Origin of the sequence: Endozoicomonas acroporae, from assembly GCF_002864045.1 — a bacterium.
In the GTDB taxonomy this organism is placed as follows: Bacteria; Pseudomonadota; Gammaproteobacteria; order Pseudomonadales; family Endozoicomonadaceae; genus Endozoicomonas; species Endozoicomonas acroporae.
Genome location: NZ_PJPV01000007.1, coordinates 50,332 through 70,146 on the forward strand (window position 1 = coordinate 50,332; position 19,815 = coordinate 70,146).

The following is a 19,815-nucleotide window of genomic DNA, read 5'->3' on the forward strand; positions in this document are numbered from 1 at the left end:
CTGTGTCAGGATAGTTGTCTTGTTCATGATATCCATATCCTCAAACTGAATAACCGCAATAATGAATCACCGTTGAACTATTTCCGGGAAAAAATGTCCAGATGAAAAAGCGTCTGGATACCAATGGCCAATTTATCCAGTGAATGAACAACGACGTGCGGCCAATCAAAACAGGAAAATATACATGGAAATAAGCTCTGTTCCTGCCAATCATAGTGTGAGTCACTGTTTGATTTGCATGGAAGATTTTACCAGCCAGCCTGGCCATGATGCAGTTAACCTGAATTGTCATCATGTTTTTGGCCGATCGTGTATTATTCGCTGGGGAAGCAACAACCCGACCTGCCCTGCCTGCCGGGCACCGCTCGACCTTGATCAGATATATGGCAGGAGTATCACCATAACCAGGCGTTTAATAAGAACAGTACCAGCTACTGCCTCGTACCTCAGGACTAACTTTCTGGACAGCCCCTTCGCACTTGGCAGCATGGTCTTTACCACTGGAGGAGGATTGATCAACACCTTTGCTCGATTCCTCCCTCATCAGTCGAACGCTGCCTATATGGTCGCAGGTTATTCCATTGGCGGCATCGGCGTCAGTCATATTTTATCTGGTGCTTCTGCATTAGCCTATGTTTATAATAACCTGCCCACAAACAGTGGTCGCAGCTTGGCCGTTTCCGTGAGCACGGGCGGAGCCCTTGGCATTGGGGCTGCTGGCCTTGTCGGCTTCTTTGTTGGTGCCTTGGTACGTCCTGATAGTTCCAGTCTTCTTGCCTCTGGTATTGATTCAGGCATCAATGGCATGGCCGGAGGGCTGATGACCGCAGCGTCTATTAGCATGGCAGCTTTGGTAACAAGCACGTATCTGGAATCGTAATACCTCTCCTATTTACTATGAAAGTTGCCCGGAATGAGTTTTTTTAATGTTTTGCTCATTGCGCAGAAACTCGCCTTAAGTAGTTGGCCAAATGGAATCGTATATTTCTGGCTAAGTGGGCAGTTGCTATGCAAGGCGCAACGTAGGGAGCATAGCCGTAGCTATGTGACCGGAGTTGCAACGCCGCAGAGTGGCTGACAACTTAGTCAGAAATATATGATTCCATTTGGTTAACTACTTATAAGGGCGGGAAGGTCATGTTCCGGTTTTCTGGATATTGCAAAGGCTGGAGTAAAAGGTAGGATAGCTGTTGGTTGAAAACAATAATTATAGAGGATGTGACCATGAGTAAGCTTTATGGGGTGCCACTGTCGCCCATGGTTCGAAAAGTACTGCTGGCTCTTGAAATAAAACAACTTGACTATGAGTTAGTGCCGGTTACCCCGTTTATGAAACCGGCAGGCTTTGAAAAAATCAGCCCCCTGAAAAAAATTCCTGCCTGGGAAGATGACAAGGTGACGATTGCTGACTCCTCGGTGATCTGTGAGTACCTTGAGGACCGTTATCCAGAACAGGCTCTCTACCCAAAGACGCCGGAGGAAAAAGCCAGGGCCCGCTGGTTTGAAGAGTATGCCGATACGGCGATGCTCCAGGTACTGGGAACGGTCTTTTTTGAGCGTGTTGCCAAGAAGCTGATTAACCAGCCTGCTGATGAAGACAAAGTGCAGGAAATTTTACAAACCAAACTGCCGCAGATTTGTGTTTATCTGGAATCTCAGGTTCCGGAAACTGACTTTCTGTTTGGTGGGGTGGTTCAGTTAGCTGATATTGCCCTGGCCAGTCACTTTATTAATCTCATCCATGCTGGAGTCCAGATTGACTCTGCTGAGTATCCAAAGCTGGCGGCGTATATTGATCGGATTTTCCAGCATCCAGCCGTGGGTCACCGGATTGCAGAAGATAAAAAAGTGTTTGGCGGTAAGTAAAAAAGATCGCCGCCCGCCACCCGTTGCCCGTAAAAGCACAAGTGGTTCTGGCTTTTCGGGCAGCGTCTGTAGAAATGTGGAAGTTATTTCAGAACTGTTCCTTACATACGCTTGAAGGCTATTAATTCTGGAATGGATAGACTGAACCCAGGTTAAGAATGTGTGTCAGTTCATCCAGGGCCGTTCGGGATTCCATCAGTAAAAGCGGGTCGGCCAGGTCTTTTTCAGACAACTGATCACGATAGTGCTTTTTGACCCAGCGGCTGAGGGTGGCAAAGCGCTGGTTGTTGATCAGACAATGTTGATTGGTCGCTGCCAGTTCCTGGTCGTTTAATACGACTCTCAGTCGCAGGCAGGCCGGGCCTCCACCGTTATTCATGCTTTGGCGCAGATCAAAAACCTTCAGATCCGTAATTGGGCAACTTGCGTCGTTGAGTATGCTTTGCAGGTAGTTCCAGACAGCGGGTTCATTTTCACACTCAGAGGGGACAACGATCATTGTCCCGCCATGGTCCAGCGACAGCAGTTGGCTATTGAACAGATAAGTCCCAACTGCCTGTGCTATAGAAACCTGTTGATCTGCTACTTCAACAATATGGAAGTCCTGCGACCCATAAGCCTTTCTTAATGACTCATAGACACCAGCCTGCTCCACAAATGCCTGTTCATGGCAGAACAGCAGGTTGCGGTTGCCCACAGCGATAACATCATTATGAAAAACGCCCTGATCAATAACCACCGGGTTTTGCTGGGCAAATACCACTTTGTCCGGATCAAGCTGATGCAGGCGGGCGACAGCCTGACTGGCTTCAAGACTCTGGCGGGCAGGGTATTTCTGTGGTGAGGTACTTTGCGGGTTAAATGCTTCCCGGCCATAAACGAAAAATTCAACGCCCTGTTCGCCATATTCATGGCAAAAACGGGTGTGGTTTGCGGCCCCTTCATCACCAAAGTATTCGGTGGATGGCAGAGCCTGGTGGTGAACAAAGTGGTTCGGGTTATTAAACGTCGATTTTAGTATTTTTCCGGTAACGTCATGCTCAATGGAGCGGTGGAATTTATTGATTAAGTTAGCGGGCGTGAAATGTACTTTACCATCAGCACAGTCTGCACTGGGGGAGACCGTCGCTGCATTAGCGGTCCACATGCTGGAAGCAGAGCAGCAGGCTGCCAGAACTGCTGGCATCTGTTGCGCCGCGTCAGACAGGACCCGTGAATCACTGCCGGTGAAACCGAGCCTTCGCAGTGTGGCAACATCCGGGCGCTCCTGGGGGGCTAACACACCCTGGATAAAGCCCAGTTCACTGAGCGCCTTCATTTTCTCCAGACCCTGGAGAGCCGCTTCCCTTGGGTTTGCTACTTTGCCCGCATAATGGATTGAGGCTTTGTTACCCCGGGATAACCCTGCATAGTTGTGGGTAGGGCCGACCAGTCCGTCAAAGTTGGCTTCTATTGTTTTCATTATTGACTACTTCACCATTGGTTGAACGCGAAGGTACCGTTTACAAATCAAGCCCGGGCGCGAGTTCTTTGGGCATACTCAGTGACTCCGACTCAACACTGGCCACCGGGTAGGCACAGTAATCGGCAGCGAAATAGGCACTGGGGCGGTGGTTGCCACTGTCACCTGGGCCACCAAAAGGTGCGGCACTGCTGGCACCGGTGATTGGCCGGTTCCAGTTAACGATACCTGCACGTATTCTCTGCAAAAAGAACTGGTACTGCTCTGGTGCTTCACTGAACAATCCGGCGGAAAGACCAAAACGGGTGTTATTGGCGTCTGCAACGGCATCTTCAAAACGATCGTAACGGATAATTTGCAACAGTGGGCCAAAGTGCTCTTCATCGGGAAGGTCTTTGATATTGGTCACATCAATAATACCCGGAGAGACTAAGCCGGTTCCCGCTTGAAGATGTGTTGATAAAAGCAGGCTGTTGCCGCCCAGCTTTTGCAGCGTTTCCTGGGCTGACAATATCTGTTTGGCCGCTGCTTCAGAGATAAGCGCTCCCATAAACGGCGCTTCCTGATCATCCCATTGACCTACTTTGATCCTCGCTGCCGCTACAGTCAGCGCATCAACAAACTGATCCCCCCAGGGCGTTGTGGGAACAAAAAGTCGGCGGGCACAGGTGCAGCGTTGACCGGCGGTGATAAATGCTGAATGAATAGTGTCGTGTACTGCGGCTTTGATATCTGCCATCTCGGTGACAATCAGCGGATTGTTGCCACCCATTTCCAACGCCAGAATTTTACCCGGCTGGCCGCCGTACTGCTGGTGGATCATCTTGCCGGTGTTTGAACTGCCGGTGAAAAACAGACCATCAAGACCGGGGTGCCCGGCCAGAGCGATGCCAGTTTCTTTTTCTCCCTGAACCAGATTGATAACTCCGTCGGGTATTCCCACCTGCTGCCAGAGTTTTATCGTGTATTCCGCAACGGCCGGTGTTAACTCGCTGGGCTTGAAAACCACGGTGTTGCCAGCCAGCAGTGCGGGAATAATATGCCCATTGGGAAGGTGGCCCGGAAAGTTGTAGGGGCCAAATACCGCAACAACCCCATGTGGCTTGTGACGAATCACGGCTTTTCCTACGGGCATGACATTTTCAACGGTGCCCGTTCGCTCATGGTAGGCTTTTATTGAAATGGCGATTTTCCCGGCCATAGCAGCCGCTTCCGTTTTGGCTTCCCAGAGCGGCTTACCAGTTTCTCTGGCAATGATTTCTGCCAGGGCCTCTTTATTCTGCTCCAGCTCATTGGCAAACGCCTTAATGAACGCCTCTCGTTCTTGAAATGGGCGAAAGGCCCAATGATGACTGGCTTCCCGGGCGGCGCTTATTGCCTGGTCTACTTGCTCTGTGGTGGCACTGGCTCCTTGCCAGAGCTCATTGCCTGTTCCCGGATTTTCGGATGAAAAGGGTTTGCCATTTGCCTTAAGCCATTGTCCATTGATAAACAGGCATTGTTGTTCATTTGTGTCTGGCATGGTCTTAATCCTCTCAATTCGTTGACTAGCTGGATAAAGGCACTACCCGCAGCAATTGGCCTTCTTCAATGTTAAGTGCTGATGCCTGCTCTTTAGTGATCATGACAAACTCCAGTCCTTCGTAGGAAAGATTGCCCATGATGCAGCGAAAATCGTTCAACTCACTATTGGCCATCAGCCAGCGGCGCTGATCCGTTGTGTTGTTTTCAACAATTTTAACTTTGTACTGTCGTGAATCTCTTACTGAGCGTACGTCCTTGACTCTGGCTTCCAGTAGCGGACCTCCATCAAAAATATCCACATAGCCAGTGTAGTAGAAGCCTTCAGATTCCAGCAGATGTCGGGCAGGCGTTGTGCTTTCGTGGGTAACACCAATGACCTCCCTGGCTTCATCCGGCAGCAAATTGGTGTAGATTGGGTGGCGAGGCATCAGCTCGGCAATAAACGCTTTATCGACAGTGGATTGGCGATCAGCTTCGGCAAAGTCCACTGCAAAGAAGTGACGGCCCAGGGCTTCCCAGAAAGGAGACACTTCCTGATCATCACAGTAGCCACGCATTTCTGCAAAGAGGCCTTCAGCAAACAGTTCCGGAAAGGCTGCCATAAACAACATGCGACTCTTGGAAAGAAACGTACCGTTTTTGGAGTGACGATAATCCGGCAGCAAAAAGAGCGTACAAAGTTCTGAAAAGCCGGTATGGTCGCTGCAGAGCATCAGGGTGTCCACCATGGTGTAGACATCCAGTTGTTGTGAGGCATGGACCTGTTTACTCACCTTGTAGTTATACCAGGGAGCCTCAAGCCCGACGGCGGACTCGATACCCGCAGTGCCCATAATCTGACCGGTTTCGGTATCTTCCATCACAAACAGATAGAGATTGTTTTTCGGTTCTGCGGCAGAAGTACCTGTTTTCTGCGATGCTGCCAGCGAAGCCTGCTTAAAGGAGGTGAGCGCCCATGCCAGTTTATTATCAACCATGGGGCGGTGAGGTTGCAGGGAGGTGAATCCGGCACCCGTCTGGTTGGCAATTTGCCAGAGGGCCTCACGATCCTGCTCATGAATGGGACGAATAACAATCATAGTCAGACTTTGCCTTTGTTTTAATAGTCAGTTAGTTATCGCGACATAAAGAGACCTGGAAATGTTACCTCAACTTTTATTGATGGAAAGACCCTGCAAAGAGAAAAAATGCACCTATAGTTTAGCTTCAATAATTCAGGAAATGATACCGTTTCGCTCACTTTGTTAGTGGTAAAAACAGTTCACCAAAAATACCTATGATTCAGTCACCCGTTCTTTTGCCTGTGGTTCCGCGGCCTCGTGAGCCGAGTGAATCCTCTTCTGAGCAGCCTGCAATTGCCAGTAGCAGTATTGCACCTGGCGAGCCTGATGGAACCTATATAACAAAAGAACCCTTCTCTTTTACTGAGCGCTGTAAGTCGCTGTTCAGCAGGGTTGTCTGTGCCGTAGAAACGAGCATGTGGCATATTATGGACGCATTCAACTGGGCCGGATATCTCGCTGTCTGGGCCATGGCTGGCGCTACTTTTATGGTTGGTATGATGGCCTTGCCGATCATTCTTAAATCGGCCCTGACCGGCATCATTATTATGGCTTGTGAAGCGATAGGTGAGGCCGTACTGCGATATTATTCAAGTGACCAGTTCCCAACGGATCGCCTGCCCGTACTATTAGATAGACTCCCGATAGAGGATCTGCCTGTTCTTGGAGATTTTCTGAGCTTTCGCTGGCTGAGACACTTGCCGTTTCAGGGGGAACGCTGTGATGAAAATAAACTGACGTATTTTGGCAGTCGCATGGTGGTTGGTGGGGTCTATGGCAGTTTACTTGGTTTTTTCACGTCGTTAATCACTCTGTCTCCCTACAGTATTCTGGCTACGGGAGCAGTAGCTGCAGGCACCGCTTTTGGCCTGAGGTTTCTGGGATGCGCCAAGGTAGCCCTGGATTTTGTATTTCTCTCCAATCATGAAATGAATGAGGGGCGTCTTTACCATAAAGACAGCTTTATTAATCGCCCTATCAGAGACAGGTTGGTTGGGAACACAGAGTCGTCGAATTACTTTCCCATGCCACCTCCTGAGAATATCGGTGCAGCAATACAGCTGCTGAGAATTCATCAGGATATAGAGGCAGTTACCAAAGACGATATTTATCAGGCGGCAGAAGCCCGTTGCAATGAGAAAGCGCAGTCAGGACTACCAAAAGAGCTCTTTGACCGGGAGGTGAGTCTGGTCAAACACGCTCAGGAACAATTATATCGATTTGTCACACAACGGGATTTGCAGGAGGCAAAAAGGCGGGCGTTACAGGCCAGGCTGGTTCATCAGGCCCGGGAGCAAGACAAAATAGACCGGAATTTGCTGGGTTTACCGGCGGAGGGAGAATTGACGCCTGAGCAGATCGAAGCAGGCTACCGACAGGCGCTGAATGATTATGAGCGCTACAGGGATCAGGATATCAATGAGATTGATCGGGCGGCGGCACGTTTGAGAAGAGCCAATGACAATGCTGACCTTGTATCTGCGGCGTGATGTGATATTAAAAACACCGGTAAATACAGCTTTCAGACCTCTATTTGCAAGAGGGAGAGGTTGTTATCAGATTAATGGTGCCAGTCTCTCCACTTATTGCAATGATCTGCGATAGCGGTAGAATCCCTTGCTTCATTTGATTGACCATACGTCATTAAATACTAGCCCATTTCACTGTGATATAGCTGCTTATGCAGTTGTTACACATAATACATATCAGGTTTTATAGGTAGCGCCTGTCTGAGCGATTTAAGCCGCAGGTTAACCCTGATGGTCGTTTAACAATCCGGTGTGCTGGGGACTTCAAATATCTGAATCAGGCTGTTTCGGTATAGCGCCTTAAATTCGACGGGCGGTAGCGTGGGGGAAAGGTGCTTTTTGGTGTCGATCTTTCAACGGATACTCTCGGATTTAAGTCTGACAGGCTCTTCGGCTGATTGTTTCAGGGCAGCATCACATCATGATACTTGCTTTCGCACTGTATAAATATTTTCCCTATGGCGGATTGCAGCGGGACTTTCTGCGAATAGCCAGTGAGTGCAAACATCGTGGATATGGTATCCGTGTCTACACCACAAGCTGGCATGGTGATAAACCGGAAGGTTTTGATATACGTCTACTGCCGGTTAAAGGGCTGACTAATCACAAAAAGATGACTGACTTCTGTCAGCAGGTACAGCAGTCGTTGAGAAACGAGCCGAAGGTGCTCCTCACCGGTTTTAATAAAATGCCCGGACTGGATATCTATTATGCCGCTGACACCTGTTATAAAGCCAAATCAGACAGCAGATTCTGGCTTTATAAACTAAGCGCCCGCTACAGACAGTACTGTGCTTTGGAAACAGCGGTTTTTGGTAAAGACAGCCAAACCGTTTCGTTGCTCATTTCTGCCCTGCAAAAACCCGAGTTCCAACGCTATTACCAGACACCCGATGAGCGCCTGCAACTGCTACCGCCGGGTATAGCAAAAGATCGCTGTCGGCCAGTGGATGCGGACATTATTCGAGAGGCGTTCCGCCAGGAGTTCGGCCTTGGCAATGAAGACCGGCTGGTATTGATGGTGGGCTCGGGGTTCAGAACCAAAGGTCTGGATCGGGCTTTGAAAGCCATTGCTGCATTGCCTGAACTACTTAACGAGTCAACTCGTTTCTTTATCATTGGTCAGGATAAACAGAAACCTTTTCTGACGATGGCAAAGCACCTGGGCATTACTGACAAGATTCAGTTTTTTCAAGGCCGGGATGATATCCCAAGATTTCTTCTGGGAGCCGACTTGCTGATTCACCCGGCCTACAACGAAAACACCGGAACCGTTTTACTGGAAGCTCTGGTAGCAGGGCTTCCGGTATTAACGACGGATGTGTGTGGTTATGCCCATTATATTCTTGAGGCTGATGCCGGGCGGGTAATTCGTTCACCCTTTTCCCAGGATGCGCTAAATCAGGCAGTCAGTGAGATGTTGTTATCTGAACAGCGGAAACAATGGTCTGAGAACGCCGTTAACTTCAGTAAAACTACCGATTTGTATAGCCTGCCCCAGTGTGCGGCAGAGCTGATTATTGCCCGGGCTGAAAAGAAGTGGGCAGAGGGGGCTTACTAAGTGCTTTATCTGAGAGATGACTTTAACAAAGCCTGGCAGGGAAAGGATCCTCAGCAGCTGCTGGAAAATATGGATGGTGAAATCTATCGGGCATTGGAAGCACGGAGAACCTTTCGTTTTGAGCTGAATGGCCAGGGGTATTTTGCCAAAGTACATGGTGGTGTTGGGTGGTTTGAAATCATCGAAAACCTTATTCGTCTGCGCAAACCGGTGCTCGGTGCCCGCAATGAGTGGGAAGCGTTGAACCGGTTGCACGACGTTGGGATCACCACCATGACACCGGTAGCGTTTGGCGAAACTGGCAGCAATCCCGCAACCCGGCGTTCGTTTCTGGTCACTGAAGAACTCAGGGATATGGTCACGCTGGAAGATTTTTGTAAGCCCTGGTCAGTGGAGCCGCCGACATTCAGGTTAAAACTGGCCATGATTAATAAGTTGGCAGAGATCAGTAAAAAAATGCACGGCAATGGTATTAATCATCGGGATTATTATCTTTGTCACTTTATGATGCCTGACCGGCAGATACCGGATCCGCACAATTTGACATTTTATCTGATTGACCTCCATCGAGCCCAGTTGCGAGATGCGACACCTTTACGTTGGGTGATCAAGGACCTTTCCGGACTCTACTATTCAGCCATGGGCATTGGTATCACCCAAAGGGATATCTTTCGTTTTATCAAAACCTATACCGGTCTGCCATTAAGAGAAGCATTAAAGCAGCATTTGCCCATGTGGCTGAAGATTACCAGAAAAGCCCACAAGCTTTATCAGCGAATGGCCAGAAAAGCACGACAGTAACCGGTTGTATTCGACGTTATTTGAGAGAAGGGAATGACCACAGGGAAACTTTTTTACACACCGGAAGAGCTGACGAACCTGAAAGAAGCTCCTCGGAATGGTTCTATTCTGGACATTCACGGGCAGAAGATCCTGATTGATGCTGTATTGCGTTTTCTGCCGGGCAAACGGTTAGTAGCCAGAGCGATTGTGGACGGTGCAACTGTTCTGGCAAAGTTCTTTACAGGAAGTTCAGCGACACGACATTTACAGCGTGAACTCGCGGGCCTTAAAAGCTTTGCCGATGCAGGAATTAATACTCCTGCTCTGATTGAAACCCGGCAGCTTCAGGATTTTGGCCTGTTAACCACCGAATTTCTTGAGGACAGCCAATCTCTTGAGCAAGTATGGCAGAGGAATCTCAGTGATGATCAACGCCTGGCGTTGCTTAAGCAGGTCGTAGAAACAGTCGGCCAGTTGCATCAGCACAATATCCTTCATAATGACCCACATCTGGATAATTTCCTGATGGTGGGGCAAACGTTGTTTTTGATTGATGGTGGTGGTGTTCACAGGGAGAGTGTACAGATTTCCCAATCAGTGGCGCTGGACAATCTGGCCTTTTTTCTTTCTGTCCTGTTCCCACGGTTTGATCATCTTTCTCTTCAGTGTCAGCCTGCTTATCAATCTATTCATCCTCTCGAAGGGATAGACGAACAGTGTCTTGCCAAAGCTATTCGGAAGAGAAGAAAGTGGCGGGAGCGTTATCTGGAAAAAGTATTCAGAACCTGTACCGATTTTGTCGCAGAGTCCGGCTTTCGCAAGTTTCAGGTGATGGACAGAGTAGAAATCAGTGAAGCATTAACCACATTTCTGGCATCACCAGACAGGTTTATCAATGCTGGTCATGTTCTGAAAAGGGGCAGCACTAACACGGTATCCATCGTTACCCTGGATGATGGTAAAAAAGTGTTTGTTAAACGTTACAAAAGCACTAAAGGCTGGCTGCACCAGTTTTTCCGTGGTTTCAGAAAATCCCGTGCCCGCAATGCCTGGTATGCAGCCCATTACCTGCTGCGCCTGCTGGGGATTGATACTCCAAAGCCGTTAGCTTTACTGGAGCATAGATTTGGGCCCTTTGTAACATGCAGCTATTTGGTCACGGAATATGTTGAGGCAGAGGATGCCCTGCATTACTTCAATAGCCTGACAGAAATTACCCCGGAAGCAGAAAATAGGGCTCAGGATCTGATTGAAATACTGTCAACCCTTAAAGAAGGATTGGTGTTTCATGGGGATATGAAGGCGACTAATTTTATGCTCACGGATCACCGGCTTCTGGTCATTGATCTGGATCAGACGGTTATTTTAAAGTCTGAAGAAAAATCAGAGAAATTGCTGAATAAAGATCGAGAAAGATTTAATAGAAACTGGCCTGTGCGCTCAATTGCAGCAGGACTTTTTTGCCGCTAAAGGCTTTAAAGCAGTTGTTTCTATTCAAAAAGATTACTCGGCAATTCTCGCAGTAGTAACTATGATTTAACACCTGTGTGATATCTATTTAAGATGTATAAATACCGCCCAGACATCGACGGCCTCCGTTTTATCGCCGCAGCCCTTGTACTGCTTTATCATTTTCAGTTCAGTATCATCAGCGGTGGCTATGTTGGTGTTGATGTATTTTTTGTAATAACCGGCTTTGTTATGAGTAACCTGCTAATGAAACAGCTTTCAGCAGGTACTTTCTTGTTCAGTGATTTTTACAGCAAACGTATAAAGCGGTTGATACCGGCTTTACTGCTGATGTCGTTTGTTGTTTTTCTGCTGATCTCGCCTATCTACATGGATGAAGAGTATTATATCTTCTCAAAGAGTTGGCTTTACTCCCTGGTCGGTTATAGTAATTTTTACTTTATTGATGAGTTTGCCAAATATTTTTCAGCAGACGCAGCTACTCAGCCACTGTTGCATACCTGGACCCTGGCTGTTGAATTTCAGTTTTATTTTCTTTGGCCTCCCGTTCTGTTTCTGGTTTATCGTTATTTGAATCGCTCAGCAGCACCCTGGGTTTTTCTGGTGTTTTGGCTGGCAACTTTTGGCTACTCCATTTACCGTACTGACGCTGCACCTGATTCTGCCTATTTTCTGCTGACGACCCGTTTGTTTGAGTTGTTGCTGGGAGCTGGGCTGGCTCTGTTTGGCAACCGTCTGCCCCGGGTGAATGACCTGACTTCCAATGGTCTTTCTTTGTCTGGCCTGGCTCTGATTATTGGCAGTGCATTGGTATTGACCAAAGATTCGTTGTTTCCTGGTTATAATGCCCTGTGGCCAGTGCTCGGTACCGGTTTGGTTATTTATTCAGGCCTTAATAACAGTAATGCTCTGGCTGGACGACTGCTTGGTTCTGCACCACTGGTTTACCTTGGGGCTTTGTCGTATTCGCTTTATCTCTGGCACTGGCCTCTGGTAGCGATACTGAATAATCAGTTGATTCCACTGGATCTGACTAACCAGTTGTTGTTGATTGCTGCAAGTCTGGTATTAAGTTGGTTCAGCTATACCTTTGTGGAATCGAAGCTTCGTTACACAGACTGGTCTTTGAAAAAGTCTTTTCTGTTATTGATGCTGTTGCCTGCTATCGTTATCTGGGCTGTGCAGGTGACGATTCGTGTCGCTGATGATATCAGTTTTCGCATACCACAAAAGAACCGTGAACTGTATCGGGTGATCAATCAGCAGAATGCAGGAGATATTTTTGATCCCTGTTTTGATGGGGATGCTGTTAGCTTTGACCAGGGTGAGCATTGCCTGCTTGGAGCAAAGGAACCAGGCAAAAAGCCTGATGCCATGTTGCTGGGGGATTCCCATGCAACAGCCATGGCTGGTTTTGTCGAGGAGCTCAGTAAGCGGCAGGGGATAACTACCTTGCTGGTCACCAAGGCCTCATCGCCGTTTATCCTGGCAGAAGACACGGTTGCTACTGGAGATGAGAGAAAAGTAAAACGTAACCAGGCTCTTCAGGATTACCTTGATCACGGCGAGCCAATGACTATTTTTCTATCCGCCTGGTGGACTGCCTATCTGGCCAGCAATCAATATCAGGGCTACTTTGTGAATATTGTCCGCTGGCTGCTTGAGCGTGGGCACAGGGTAGTGGTTATTGAAGATGCATTTCGACTTCCATCCAACAGTTTTGCCTACTGTCTGCTGAAGGATCAGCGGGATTGCACTGTGCCAAGGGCGGATGTGGAGAGTGAGCAGGTAAACTTCTACCGCTTTAAAGAGACTATTCAGGCCCGATATCCCCAGGTTGACTGGATTAACCCCCGTTCTGCCATGTGCAATGAAGCGCGTTGTGATACGGTTCTGGATGGTACCCCTCTCTATCGGGATGATAACCATTTGAACTATGCGGGTTCAAAAATCATTGGTCGGCGTTTTCTGGAGCAGTTTGGTAATCCTTTGTCTGCCAATTGAAAATACGGTCTTTTCACAGGCCAACAAGCGACTGTCCCTGTGTACGGATGATCCCATTTGAATGCGAAGGAGTTGATTATAATAAGGCCTGTAATCTAAATAGAGGATTTATTCAAAGATAACCCACCTTCGGGCTTATTCGATCGAATGAGCCTTTTTCACTGCCATCTCCCTGCTATTCCGGTTAAGACCAATGTTATAGCCAGTTGGTTCCTCGGCTGACCGGCTATCTGGTGCCTGAAGCCACATCCGTACTCTCAAATATCTTATCCGCAGATGCCGCCACAAACCCCTGGTAAAGTTGACCGTTGGCCATTGGGTAGCGCCGGGCGAACTCGTAATAGCAGCCAGGGACTTTCATGGTGGTGTCATCAAAGGTCACGTCCACCGCTTTGGCCAGGGTTGAGGATTGTTCCAGCAAGACGTCAGGCGATCCTTTGATCAGGCCGCCACTGGTATTCAGGTCATACCCATTATCCAGCAGCAGTTGATTGACGCTTTGAATATCCGGGTGTGAACTCAAATGGTTGATGGATACCGTAAAGTGATTGGGGCGAAAGCCATGGGCCGCTACCCAGGAGGCGTATTCGCTCTCTACTGCCAGGGTTTCGTATTGGTCAGAGGTCAGGCTCCAGGGGCGACCGGAGTAGCAGAAATTCTGATGGGCGACAGTGGCTTCCGGTACCTGCGTTACCAGGTCATAAATTATTTCCTGACAGTTGTCTGGCAACTCTTCTACTTTCAGTTCACTGATAAAGACTTTGGGCAGGGTTTTATCCGGGTGTTGAAAATATCGGGCATAAAGTTTCTTGGTGGGAAACTGATAGTCGTCAACGGGTTGATAGCCTGTTTCAACAAAAGGGAGAGCGAGGTTATTCAGTGCCACTTTTTCAAGATTGTAGGTGCGCAGGGCGATATGGTCGTTGATTACCTGACCGTGATTCAGATCGGCAAAGAGCTGGTGAATCGGTTTAGCATCGGGGGTCAGGGCAAGGTAGTCCTGCCACATGGCGTCCAATAGTTGCTGGATAGTGAGTTGCATGTTGATGCTCCCGTGTTGAATCAGTCATTTTTACCCGGAATTTTGCCATGACTACAGGTCGTCTTCAGAAATGACCGGCTTTTCAGGTTATCCATAACAGAATGAGTCATTAATCGCTCTTTAACCAGTTCATATTTTCTCCCGAGGCGCTGGCATGGGCCAGGCTCAATAATAATGCCGCACTGAGCCTGGCTCTAGGCACAAGGCTTTTGACGTTTAAATATTCCTGATCACTGTGGATCGCTCCTCCCTGAACCCCAAGCGTATCGATATTGGGAATCCCGGCTGAGGCAAGGTTGTTACCATCGCAACAACCGCCCGTCGGTTTAATGTCCAGGGGAATACCCAACTCATGCCCGATGTTTTTTGCCAGTGTTAGCAGCTGTTTATTGGCAGGACTGAGTACTTTGGGTTTGCGCGTAAATCCGCCATGCAGTTCCAGTTGAATGCCATCGCGCTGATTGATGCTTTCGATGATCTCGCTCAGCTTTTCCAGGCACCACTGTTCATCATCCGGTTGTTCCAGGCGGATGTTAAACTTGTGAATACAGCGATCAGGCACGATGTTGGTCGGGCCTCCACCATGAATGTAGCCGGGGTTAAAGGTGATCCCTGGTTGCTGACCATTCAGGTCGTCCATGGCGGCAACAAAATCACAGAGGGCACGAATGGCATTGCGCCCCAGGTGATGTTCACGGCCTGCATGAGCCGCTTTGCCATGGCTGACCACGGTAAAATTACCACTGCCTTTGCGTTGGCCGGCCAGGTTGCCATCGGGAAAGCAGGGCTCGAAGATCATGCCCAGATGGACGCGTTGTGCAGCCTCTTGAATCAGGGGGGCTGAGCCGGGAGAGCCAATCTCTTCATCCGGGTTAAACAGTATTTCCCAGCCGATCTGTTCAGCCCATGGGCTTTGCTCAAGCACTTCCAGCGCCTTGAGCATTACCAGAATACCGCCTTTTAAATCAGTAACCCCGGGGCCATTGATGGTGTCATCATCCAGCCAGCGGACCTTTTGAAAAGGGCTGTCTTTTGGAAAAACCGTATCCATGTGGCCACACAGAAAGACCTGAAGAGGTGCTTCAGGGCGTTTGCGAATTCTTAATGCATCACCTAGTGGGTGCTGAATGATTTCTCCGCTGTCGTTTACCACCTTCCATGGGTTTACAGGTATGCGTTCATGGTCTTTTGATAAGTCAGAGGTCAGGGTCAGCAGCTGCTCCAGCACCTGGTTGACACCATCACAGTTAAGGCTGCCAGAATTTATTTCTGCCAGTTCAATGGTTCTGGCCAGCATTTCATCATGCTGATTATTGAGTAAATCAAGCCAGGGGAGAATTTCAGGGGGAAGCGTTTTTGCGGGCTTAACCATACGACATTCTCATTCTGTTTTTACTTCGGGTATGGAGTGTCTGATAAGGCAGGGTATGCATTCCCATGCAGTGAGAGTATTGCGGAAGGCCTTAAAAGAAGGGAACCACAAAGGCACAAAGACACAAAGTTTTTTTTGGTTTGCCTGAGCTACGCTCGGCAAACAAAAAGGCTTCCTTTGTGTCTTCGTGTCTTTGTGGTTCAAGGCTTTTATATCTTTTGCAACACCCTCGCAGAGCGTGGGAACGAGAAGTATCTCTGCCGGTGTGGCGAGGCGTTCAGGGCTCTCAGGCAGAAACCACGGTAGCAACCGCTCGTTCCAGCCGTGCCATACCCTCATCAATGTCTTCATCAGGAATAATAAGTGATGGTGCAAAGCGCAGGACATTCGGCCCGGCAACCAGCAGCATCAACCCTTCGTCTGCTGCTGCGGCAAGAATGTCTTTACCCTTTCCGTGATACTTCTCAACCAGCTCAGCACCAATCAGCAGGCCTTTACCCCGCACGTCAGCAAAGATGCCATATTTGCTGTTCATCGATTCCAGGTGCTGACGGAAGCGGTCATGCTTGTTACTGACGTTAGCCAGCAGTTGTGGGTCATTAATGGTTTTGATCACTTCCAGGGCTACGGCACAGGCCAGTGGGTTACCGCCGTAGGTGCTGCCGTGGGTACCAAAACCAAAACTTTCCGCTACTTTGTTGGTGGTGAGCATGGCACCGATCGGGAAGCCTCCGCCAAGGGATTTGGCGCTGGTCAGAATGTCCGGTGTTACACCAAGGCCCATATAGGCAAAGAGTTGGCCGGTTCTGCCCATACCGGACTGGACTTCATCTAAAACCAGCAGGGCATTATGCTGGTCGCAGAGCTCTCTGACGCCTTTGATAAATTCAGGGTCAGCTGGAATAACCCCGCCTTCACCCTGGATAGGCTCAGCGACCACGGCACAGGTGCGGTCAGACATCAGGGCTTTGAGTGCCTCAAGGTCGTTGTAGGTGGTGTGCAGCACACCGCCGGGAACCGGCTCAAAGCCCTCACAGTATTTCTTTTGTCCGCCTACGGTCACAGTAAAGAGTGTTCTGCCATGGAACGATTGGTAGAAGGAGACGATCTCATGCTTTTCCGGGCCAAAGTTATCGTACGCGTACTTTCTGGCCAGCTTAAACGCGGCTTCATTGGCTTCTGCACCGGAATTACAGAAAAAGACTTTATCCGCAAAGGTGCTGTTGATTAACTGCTGGGCCAATTCAAGAGCCGGTTCATTGGTATAGACATTGCTCAGATGCCACAGTTCTTCACCTTGCTTTTTCAGGGCATCAATCAGGGCCGGGTGGCAATGTCCCAAAGCATTGACGGCGATGCCGCCAGCAAAGTCCAGATACTCTTTTCCTTCCTGATCCCAGATTCGTGACCCTTTCCCACGCACAGGCACCATGGCCTGGGGCGCATAATTGGGAACCATAACCTGATTAAAGGTTGAACGATCGACGGCGTGCTCTAACATGCTATTTCCTCCTGGTTATAGTGGGCCCGGGAAATTCCACCGCTTCGGTGATTCTCTGTAGTTCGAACGGCTCATTCCTGGTCGAATAGCTGCTCAAATGGCTAAAGCCCGCTTTTATCATTTATACGAGTAATTCTACACAAGCCTCAAGAGTTTGTACGGGTATATTTTCGTTCTTATACGTTTCTCCCCTGCATTTTGCTGAACAGGTAATAAAGTACTGGTACTACTACCAGAATCAGCAGTGTGGATACCAGCAGCCCACCAATAATTGTCCAGCCCTTGGGTGATCACATGACCGAGTCAGGCAGCGATAAGGGCAGCAGTGCTGGCAAACGGTTGCACCAGCCGCAGCATGACCGGATCTCTGGTTTTTTGGACTTGTTATCGATGCATCATTTCCCGGAAGAATTTCATTCAGGAGTGTGTTATGGCGATGAGAGGAAAGGAGTTGGAACCACTCTCAGCAGAGAGTGGCTTTACAGGCTCATCGAAAGCGCTTGCTGGCAATCTCTGCCTGCTTTAATTCATGCTGAATAGCACCGAAGATCTGCTGAAACTCACTGTCATAGCGAACCAGGCTTTGGCTGAACTCGGGCATTAACTGAGCCATTGACTCGCCGGTATTCTCCGGGAGTGTCTCCGGGATCAGTTCGATCGCTTGAGTTAAATGGTATTCCGTTTGCCGGACAAAGGTCATCAGGCGCTCATACTCTGTGCCCATGTTTTGCAGGTCCGGTTTTCCCCCTGAACGGGAAAGTGCCATTGCATCAAATACCTGCTGAAGGCGCACATCATACTCTGCCAGAGCGGCATTCACTTGTTTCAGTTGGCTAACCTGGCTTGCATCCACCGCAGCGCCAACCGGAGCGACAGGGGCTTCTTGAACACTATTACTGGCATCGATAACGGCCACTTCGGGCTGTTTGCCAAGTGCCATATCCGGGCGAAACGGGTTGGCAGCAGACAGGTTGGCCAGCAGGTTTTCTACTTTATCGAAATCCATCTCCAGCATTTTGGGGAGCTCCGTCAGCTGGTTGGTATAGCTGGTTTCAACTTTATCCTCGGCAGCCGCCTGGACTGACGGGCCTATCTGCGGGTCTCTAACAGGGTCGGGTTGGAATGGGCGGTTATTGATCTGATCCGTCAGTGATGACGACATAGCACGTTCTCCTTTTTGGCCATTAACTAAAGATTAGCTGATAGTTTTTTTCTATCATCTTGTTTATATTGTTTTATTTTTACAATTGAGAATCATTCTCATAGAATAAAGCCAACAACGACGAAATGATTATCAAGGCCGGAGAGCACCATGGCTAAAACAGTTTCTTTTGCAGCAGTCCACTTTTGTGTTGCGTTTTCAGTAGGCTACCTGATGACCGGTGATGTAATGATTGGTGGTGCCCTGGCGATGGTTGAGCCTGCTGTGAATACAGTGGCTTATTATTTTCACGAAAAGGTCTGGAATCGATCTGAAAAGGCCAGACCAAAGCCTGTCGGCATGGCTTTCAACCCGCTGAAGGCCTTTAATCAGCTGAGGGCTCTTAATCAGCTGAGGGCTCTTAATCAGCTAAAGGCTCTCAACCCGCTAAAGGCTCTGAATGCATAGCAATAGCTCCCTTATTCAGACCTTCAAAAGCGACGACCCGGATGGTTTTACCTGGCTTTCGCTCAGCCAGGGAGCGGGCAATATGGCTGGCAAGCAGTTCAACCGTGGAATCGGTATCGATGATATAACAGTGAGCACTTGGCAGGCTGAGTTCGAAGTACCCCTGTTTGGCCGTGTAGCTGAATCGGTAATGATCCAGGTTATTGTCAGTGAAGGAGTCCTTTAGATCCTCTTTTGTGGCTACATAGATGTCACGCCACTTTGCTGCCCACCATGCCTCCAGCGCCTGATCCCGTTGTTCATCGACAAAAACCCGAATCTGTGAGCGATGGCCATGGGCAATCCGCTGGCAATCCCCATCGTGTTTCTTCAACCCATGGCTGTAGTGATAGTAAGCCCCGCCAATTTCCTCAGGGTATAACCTGAGTTCAACCCTGGTAACATTGTCTGGCAGCTCCTGTTGTATGGCATCCTCCAGAAAGGGGGTGAGTAACTCCGGAGTGATCGCTTCGGCATCAACCAGCAACACAGCCTGTGCCGGTGCTGAACAGGTAATCACCCCACGACGTGATTTGAAGCTGACAACTAACTGATCTTTGTTATGGGTAATGGAAGTTGCTTCTGCATTCAGGGGAACCAGAAGGCGGTGATCCGACAGGCTGTCCAGTAAGGCTTTAACCTGTTTCTTTACATGGCCAAAATCAAACACCATGCCCTGATGATCAAGCTCACCACCCAGCACCACATCCACAAGCCAGGTTTCACCCACCAGTCCTCGAGTTGGACAGAGGTAACTGAAGTCCAGGGTAGTAAGCTGGTTTACGAACAGAGCCTGCATATTACTTCCACAATCAATAATGGTGAATGGATTTGAAAATCATCTGATTTTGGAACGAACTATTCAAATTATCCACAGGGGCAGAGTAGGCCAGGATCCCGAAAACAGCCATAAGCGTTCTCATGCCCATATAAGTAGTTAACCAAATGGAATCATATATTTCTGACTAAGTTGTCAGTCACTCTGCGGCGTT

Annotated in this window: 16 protein-coding genes; 8 read left to right on the top strand and 8 right to left on the bottom strand. The window is 48.9% G+C overall.

The features are described 5' to 3' along the window. The first annotated feature begins 184 nt into the window (after positions 1 to 184). Positions 185 to 880 carry an RING finger domain-containing protein gene (locus CX664_RS01335; protein WP_101744977.1) on the top strand — a complete coding sequence of 232 codons (696 nt, stop codon included), beginning with the start codon at positions 185 to 187 and terminating at the stop codon, positions 878 to 880. 344 nt (positions 881 to 1,224) lie between these two features. Continuing rightward, a complete protein-coding gene (locus tag CX664_RS01340) occupies positions 1,225 to 1,866 on the top strand; it encodes a glutathione S-transferase family protein (protein WP_101744978.1) in 642 nt (213 codons plus the stop codon). A 121-nt stretch (positions 1,867 to 1,987) separates the two neighbouring features. Here the strand turns inward: CX664_RS01340 and astB are convergent, their stop codons facing one another. Genes astB through astA form a run of 3 tightly spaced genes read right to left on the bottom strand, consistent with a single transcriptional unit; the run spans position 1,988 to position 5,931 of the window. Continuing rightward, positions 1,988 to 3,328: an N-succinylarginine dihydrolase gene (gene astB / locus CX664_RS01345; RefSeq protein WP_101744979.1), complete on the bottom strand. Its 1,341-nt coding sequence runs from the start codon at positions 3,326 to 3,328 to the stop codon at positions 1,988 to 1,990. 40 nt (positions 3,329 to 3,368) lie between these two features. Continuing rightward, positions 3,369 to 4,850 carry a succinylglutamate-semialdehyde dehydrogenase gene (astD, locus tag CX664_RS01350; protein ID WP_101744980.1) on the bottom strand — a complete coding sequence of 494 codons (1,482 nt, stop codon included), beginning with the start codon at positions 4,848 to 4,850 and terminating at the stop codon, positions 3,369 to 3,371. Positions 4,851 to 4,875: 25 nt separating this feature from the next. After that, a complete protein-coding gene (astA, locus tag CX664_RS01355) occupies positions 4,876 to 5,931 on the bottom strand; it encodes an arginine N-succinyltransferase (protein ID WP_101744981.1) in 1,056 nt (351 codons plus the stop codon). 410 nt (positions 5,932 to 6,341) lie between these two features. Here astA and CX664_RS01360 point away from each other — a divergent pair, with 410 nt between their 5' ends. The 5 genes from CX664_RS01360 (at position 6,342) to CX664_RS01380 (ending at position 13,260) form a co-directional block, all read left to right on the top strand. Further along, on the top strand, positions 6,342 to 7,403 hold the full coding sequence (locus tag CX664_RS01360; protein ID WP_145999752.1) for a hypothetical protein: 1,062 nt from the start codon (positions 6,342 to 6,344) through the stop codon (positions 7,401 to 7,403). A 460-nt stretch (positions 7,404 to 7,863) separates the two neighbouring features. Next, on the top strand, positions 7,864 to 9,003 hold the full coding sequence (locus CX664_RS01365; protein ID WP_101744983.1) for a glycosyltransferase family 4 protein: 1,140 nt from the start codon (positions 7,864 to 7,866) through the stop codon (positions 9,001 to 9,003). Continuing rightward, on the top strand, positions 9,004 to 9,804 hold the full coding sequence (rfaP, locus tag CX664_RS01370) for a lipopolysaccharide core heptose(I) kinase RfaP (RefSeq protein WP_101744984.1): 801 nt from the start codon (positions 9,004 to 9,006) through the stop codon (positions 9,802 to 9,804). Positions 9,805 to 9,837: 33 nt separating this feature from the next. Further along, positions 9,838 to 11,256, top strand: a complete 1,419-nt coding sequence (locus CX664_RS01375) for a lipopolysaccharide kinase InaA family protein (RefSeq protein ID WP_101744985.1) — start codon at positions 9,838 to 9,840, stop codon at positions 11,254 to 11,256. A gap of 93 nt (positions 11,257 to 11,349) precedes the next feature. After that, entirely contained in the window at positions 11,350 to 13,260 is a 1,911-nt protein-coding gene (locus CX664_RS01380) for an acyltransferase family protein (RefSeq protein WP_101744986.1), read from the top strand. 226 nt (positions 13,261 to 13,486) lie between these two features. Here the strand turns inward: CX664_RS01380 and CX664_RS01385 are convergent, their stop codons facing one another. The 4 genes from CX664_RS01385 to CX664_RS01400 all read right to left on the bottom strand — a co-directional run bounded on the left by CX664_RS01385 (position 13,487) and on the right by CX664_RS01400 (position 18,337). After that, positions 13,487 to 14,302 carry a DUF1338 domain-containing protein gene (locus CX664_RS01385; protein ID WP_101744987.1) on the bottom strand — a complete coding sequence of 272 codons (816 nt, stop codon included), beginning with the start codon at positions 14,300 to 14,302 and terminating at the stop codon, positions 13,487 to 13,489. 109 nt (positions 14,303 to 14,411) lie between these two features. Further along, positions 14,412 to 15,674: a hydrolase gene (locus CX664_RS01390; protein ID WP_101744988.1), complete on the bottom strand. Its 1,263-nt coding sequence runs from the start codon at positions 15,672 to 15,674 to the stop codon at positions 14,412 to 14,414. A 286-nt stretch (positions 15,675 to 15,960) separates the two neighbouring features. Then, on the bottom strand, positions 15,961 to 17,175 hold the full coding sequence (locus CX664_RS01395; RefSeq protein ID WP_101744989.1) for an aspartate aminotransferase family protein: 1,215 nt from the start codon (positions 17,173 to 17,175) through the stop codon (positions 15,961 to 15,963). Between the two features lie 487 nt (positions 17,176 to 17,662). Continuing rightward, on the bottom strand, positions 17,663 to 18,337 hold the full coding sequence (locus tag CX664_RS01400; protein WP_101744990.1) for a hypothetical protein: 675 nt from the start codon (positions 18,335 to 18,337) through the stop codon (positions 17,663 to 17,665). A 150-nt stretch (positions 18,338 to 18,487) separates the two neighbouring features. Here CX664_RS01400 and CX664_RS27965 point away from each other — a divergent pair, with 150 nt between their 5' ends. After that, entirely contained in the window at positions 18,488 to 18,784 is a 297-nt protein-coding gene (locus CX664_RS27965) for a DUF2061 domain-containing protein (protein ID WP_338063426.1), read from the top strand. Here the strand turns inward: CX664_RS27965 and CX664_RS01410 are convergent. Continuing rightward, complete coding sequence (locus CX664_RS01410) at positions 18,756 to 19,622, bottom strand: 6-carboxytetrahydropterin synthase (RefSeq protein WP_101744991.1); 867 nt, start codon at positions 19,620 to 19,622, stop codon at positions 18,756 to 18,758. The genes CX664_RS27965 and CX664_RS01410 overlap by 29 nt on opposite strands. Between the last annotated feature and the right edge of the window lie 193 nt (positions 19,623 to 19,815).

Coding starts and splice junctions, on each gene's coding strand:
- CX664_RS01335 (WP_101744977.1), top strand. CDS start 185: ATGGAAATAAGCTCTGTTCCTGCCAATCATAGTGTGAGTCACTGTTTG.
- CX664_RS01340 (WP_101744978.1), top strand. CDS start 1,225: ATGAGTAAGCTTTATGGGGTGCCACTGTCGCCCATGGTTCGAAAAGTA.
- astB (WP_101744979.1), bottom strand. CDS start 3,328: ATGAAAACAATAGAAGCCAACTTTGACGGACTGGTCGGCCCTACCCAC.
- astD (WP_101744980.1), bottom strand. CDS start 4,850: ATGCCAGACACAAATGAACAACAATGCCTGTTTATCAATGGACAATGG.
- astA (WP_101744981.1), bottom strand. CDS start 5,931: ATGATTGTTATTCGTCCCATTCATGAGCAGGATCGTGAGGCCCTCTGG.
- CX664_RS01360 (WP_145999752.1), top strand. CDS start 6,342: ATGGACGCATTCAACTGGGCCGGATATCTCGCTGTCTGGGCCATGGCT.
- CX664_RS01365 (WP_101744983.1), top strand. CDS start 7,864: ATGATACTTGCTTTCGCACTGTATAAATATTTTCCCTATGGCGGATTG.
- CX664_RS01375 (WP_101744985.1), top strand. CDS start 9,838: ATGACCACAGGGAAACTTTTTTACACACCGGAAGAGCTGACGAACCTG.
- CX664_RS01380 (WP_101744986.1), top strand. CDS start 11,350: ATGTATAAATACCGCCCAGACATCGACGGCCTCCGTTTTATCGCCGCA.
- CX664_RS01385 (WP_101744987.1), bottom strand. CDS start 14,302: ATGCAACTCACTATCCAGCAACTATTGGACGCCATGTGGCAGGACTAC.
- CX664_RS01390 (WP_101744988.1), bottom strand. CDS start 15,674: ATGGTTAAGCCCGCAAAAACGCTTCCCCCTGAAATTCTCCCCTGGCTT.
- CX664_RS01395 (WP_101744989.1), bottom strand. CDS start 17,175: ATGTTAGAGCACGCCGTCGATCGTTCAACCTTTAATCAGGTTATGGTT.
- CX664_RS01400 (WP_101744990.1), bottom strand. CDS start 18,337: ATGTCGTCATCACTGACGGATCAGATCAATAACCGCCCATTCCAACCC.
- CX664_RS27965 (WP_338063426.1), top strand. CDS start 18,488: ATGGCTAAAACAGTTTCTTTTGCAGCAGTCCACTTTTGTGTTGCGTTT.
- CX664_RS01410 (WP_101744991.1), bottom strand. CDS start 19,622: ATGCAGGCTCTGTTCGTAAACCAGCTTACTACCCTGGACTTCAGTTAC.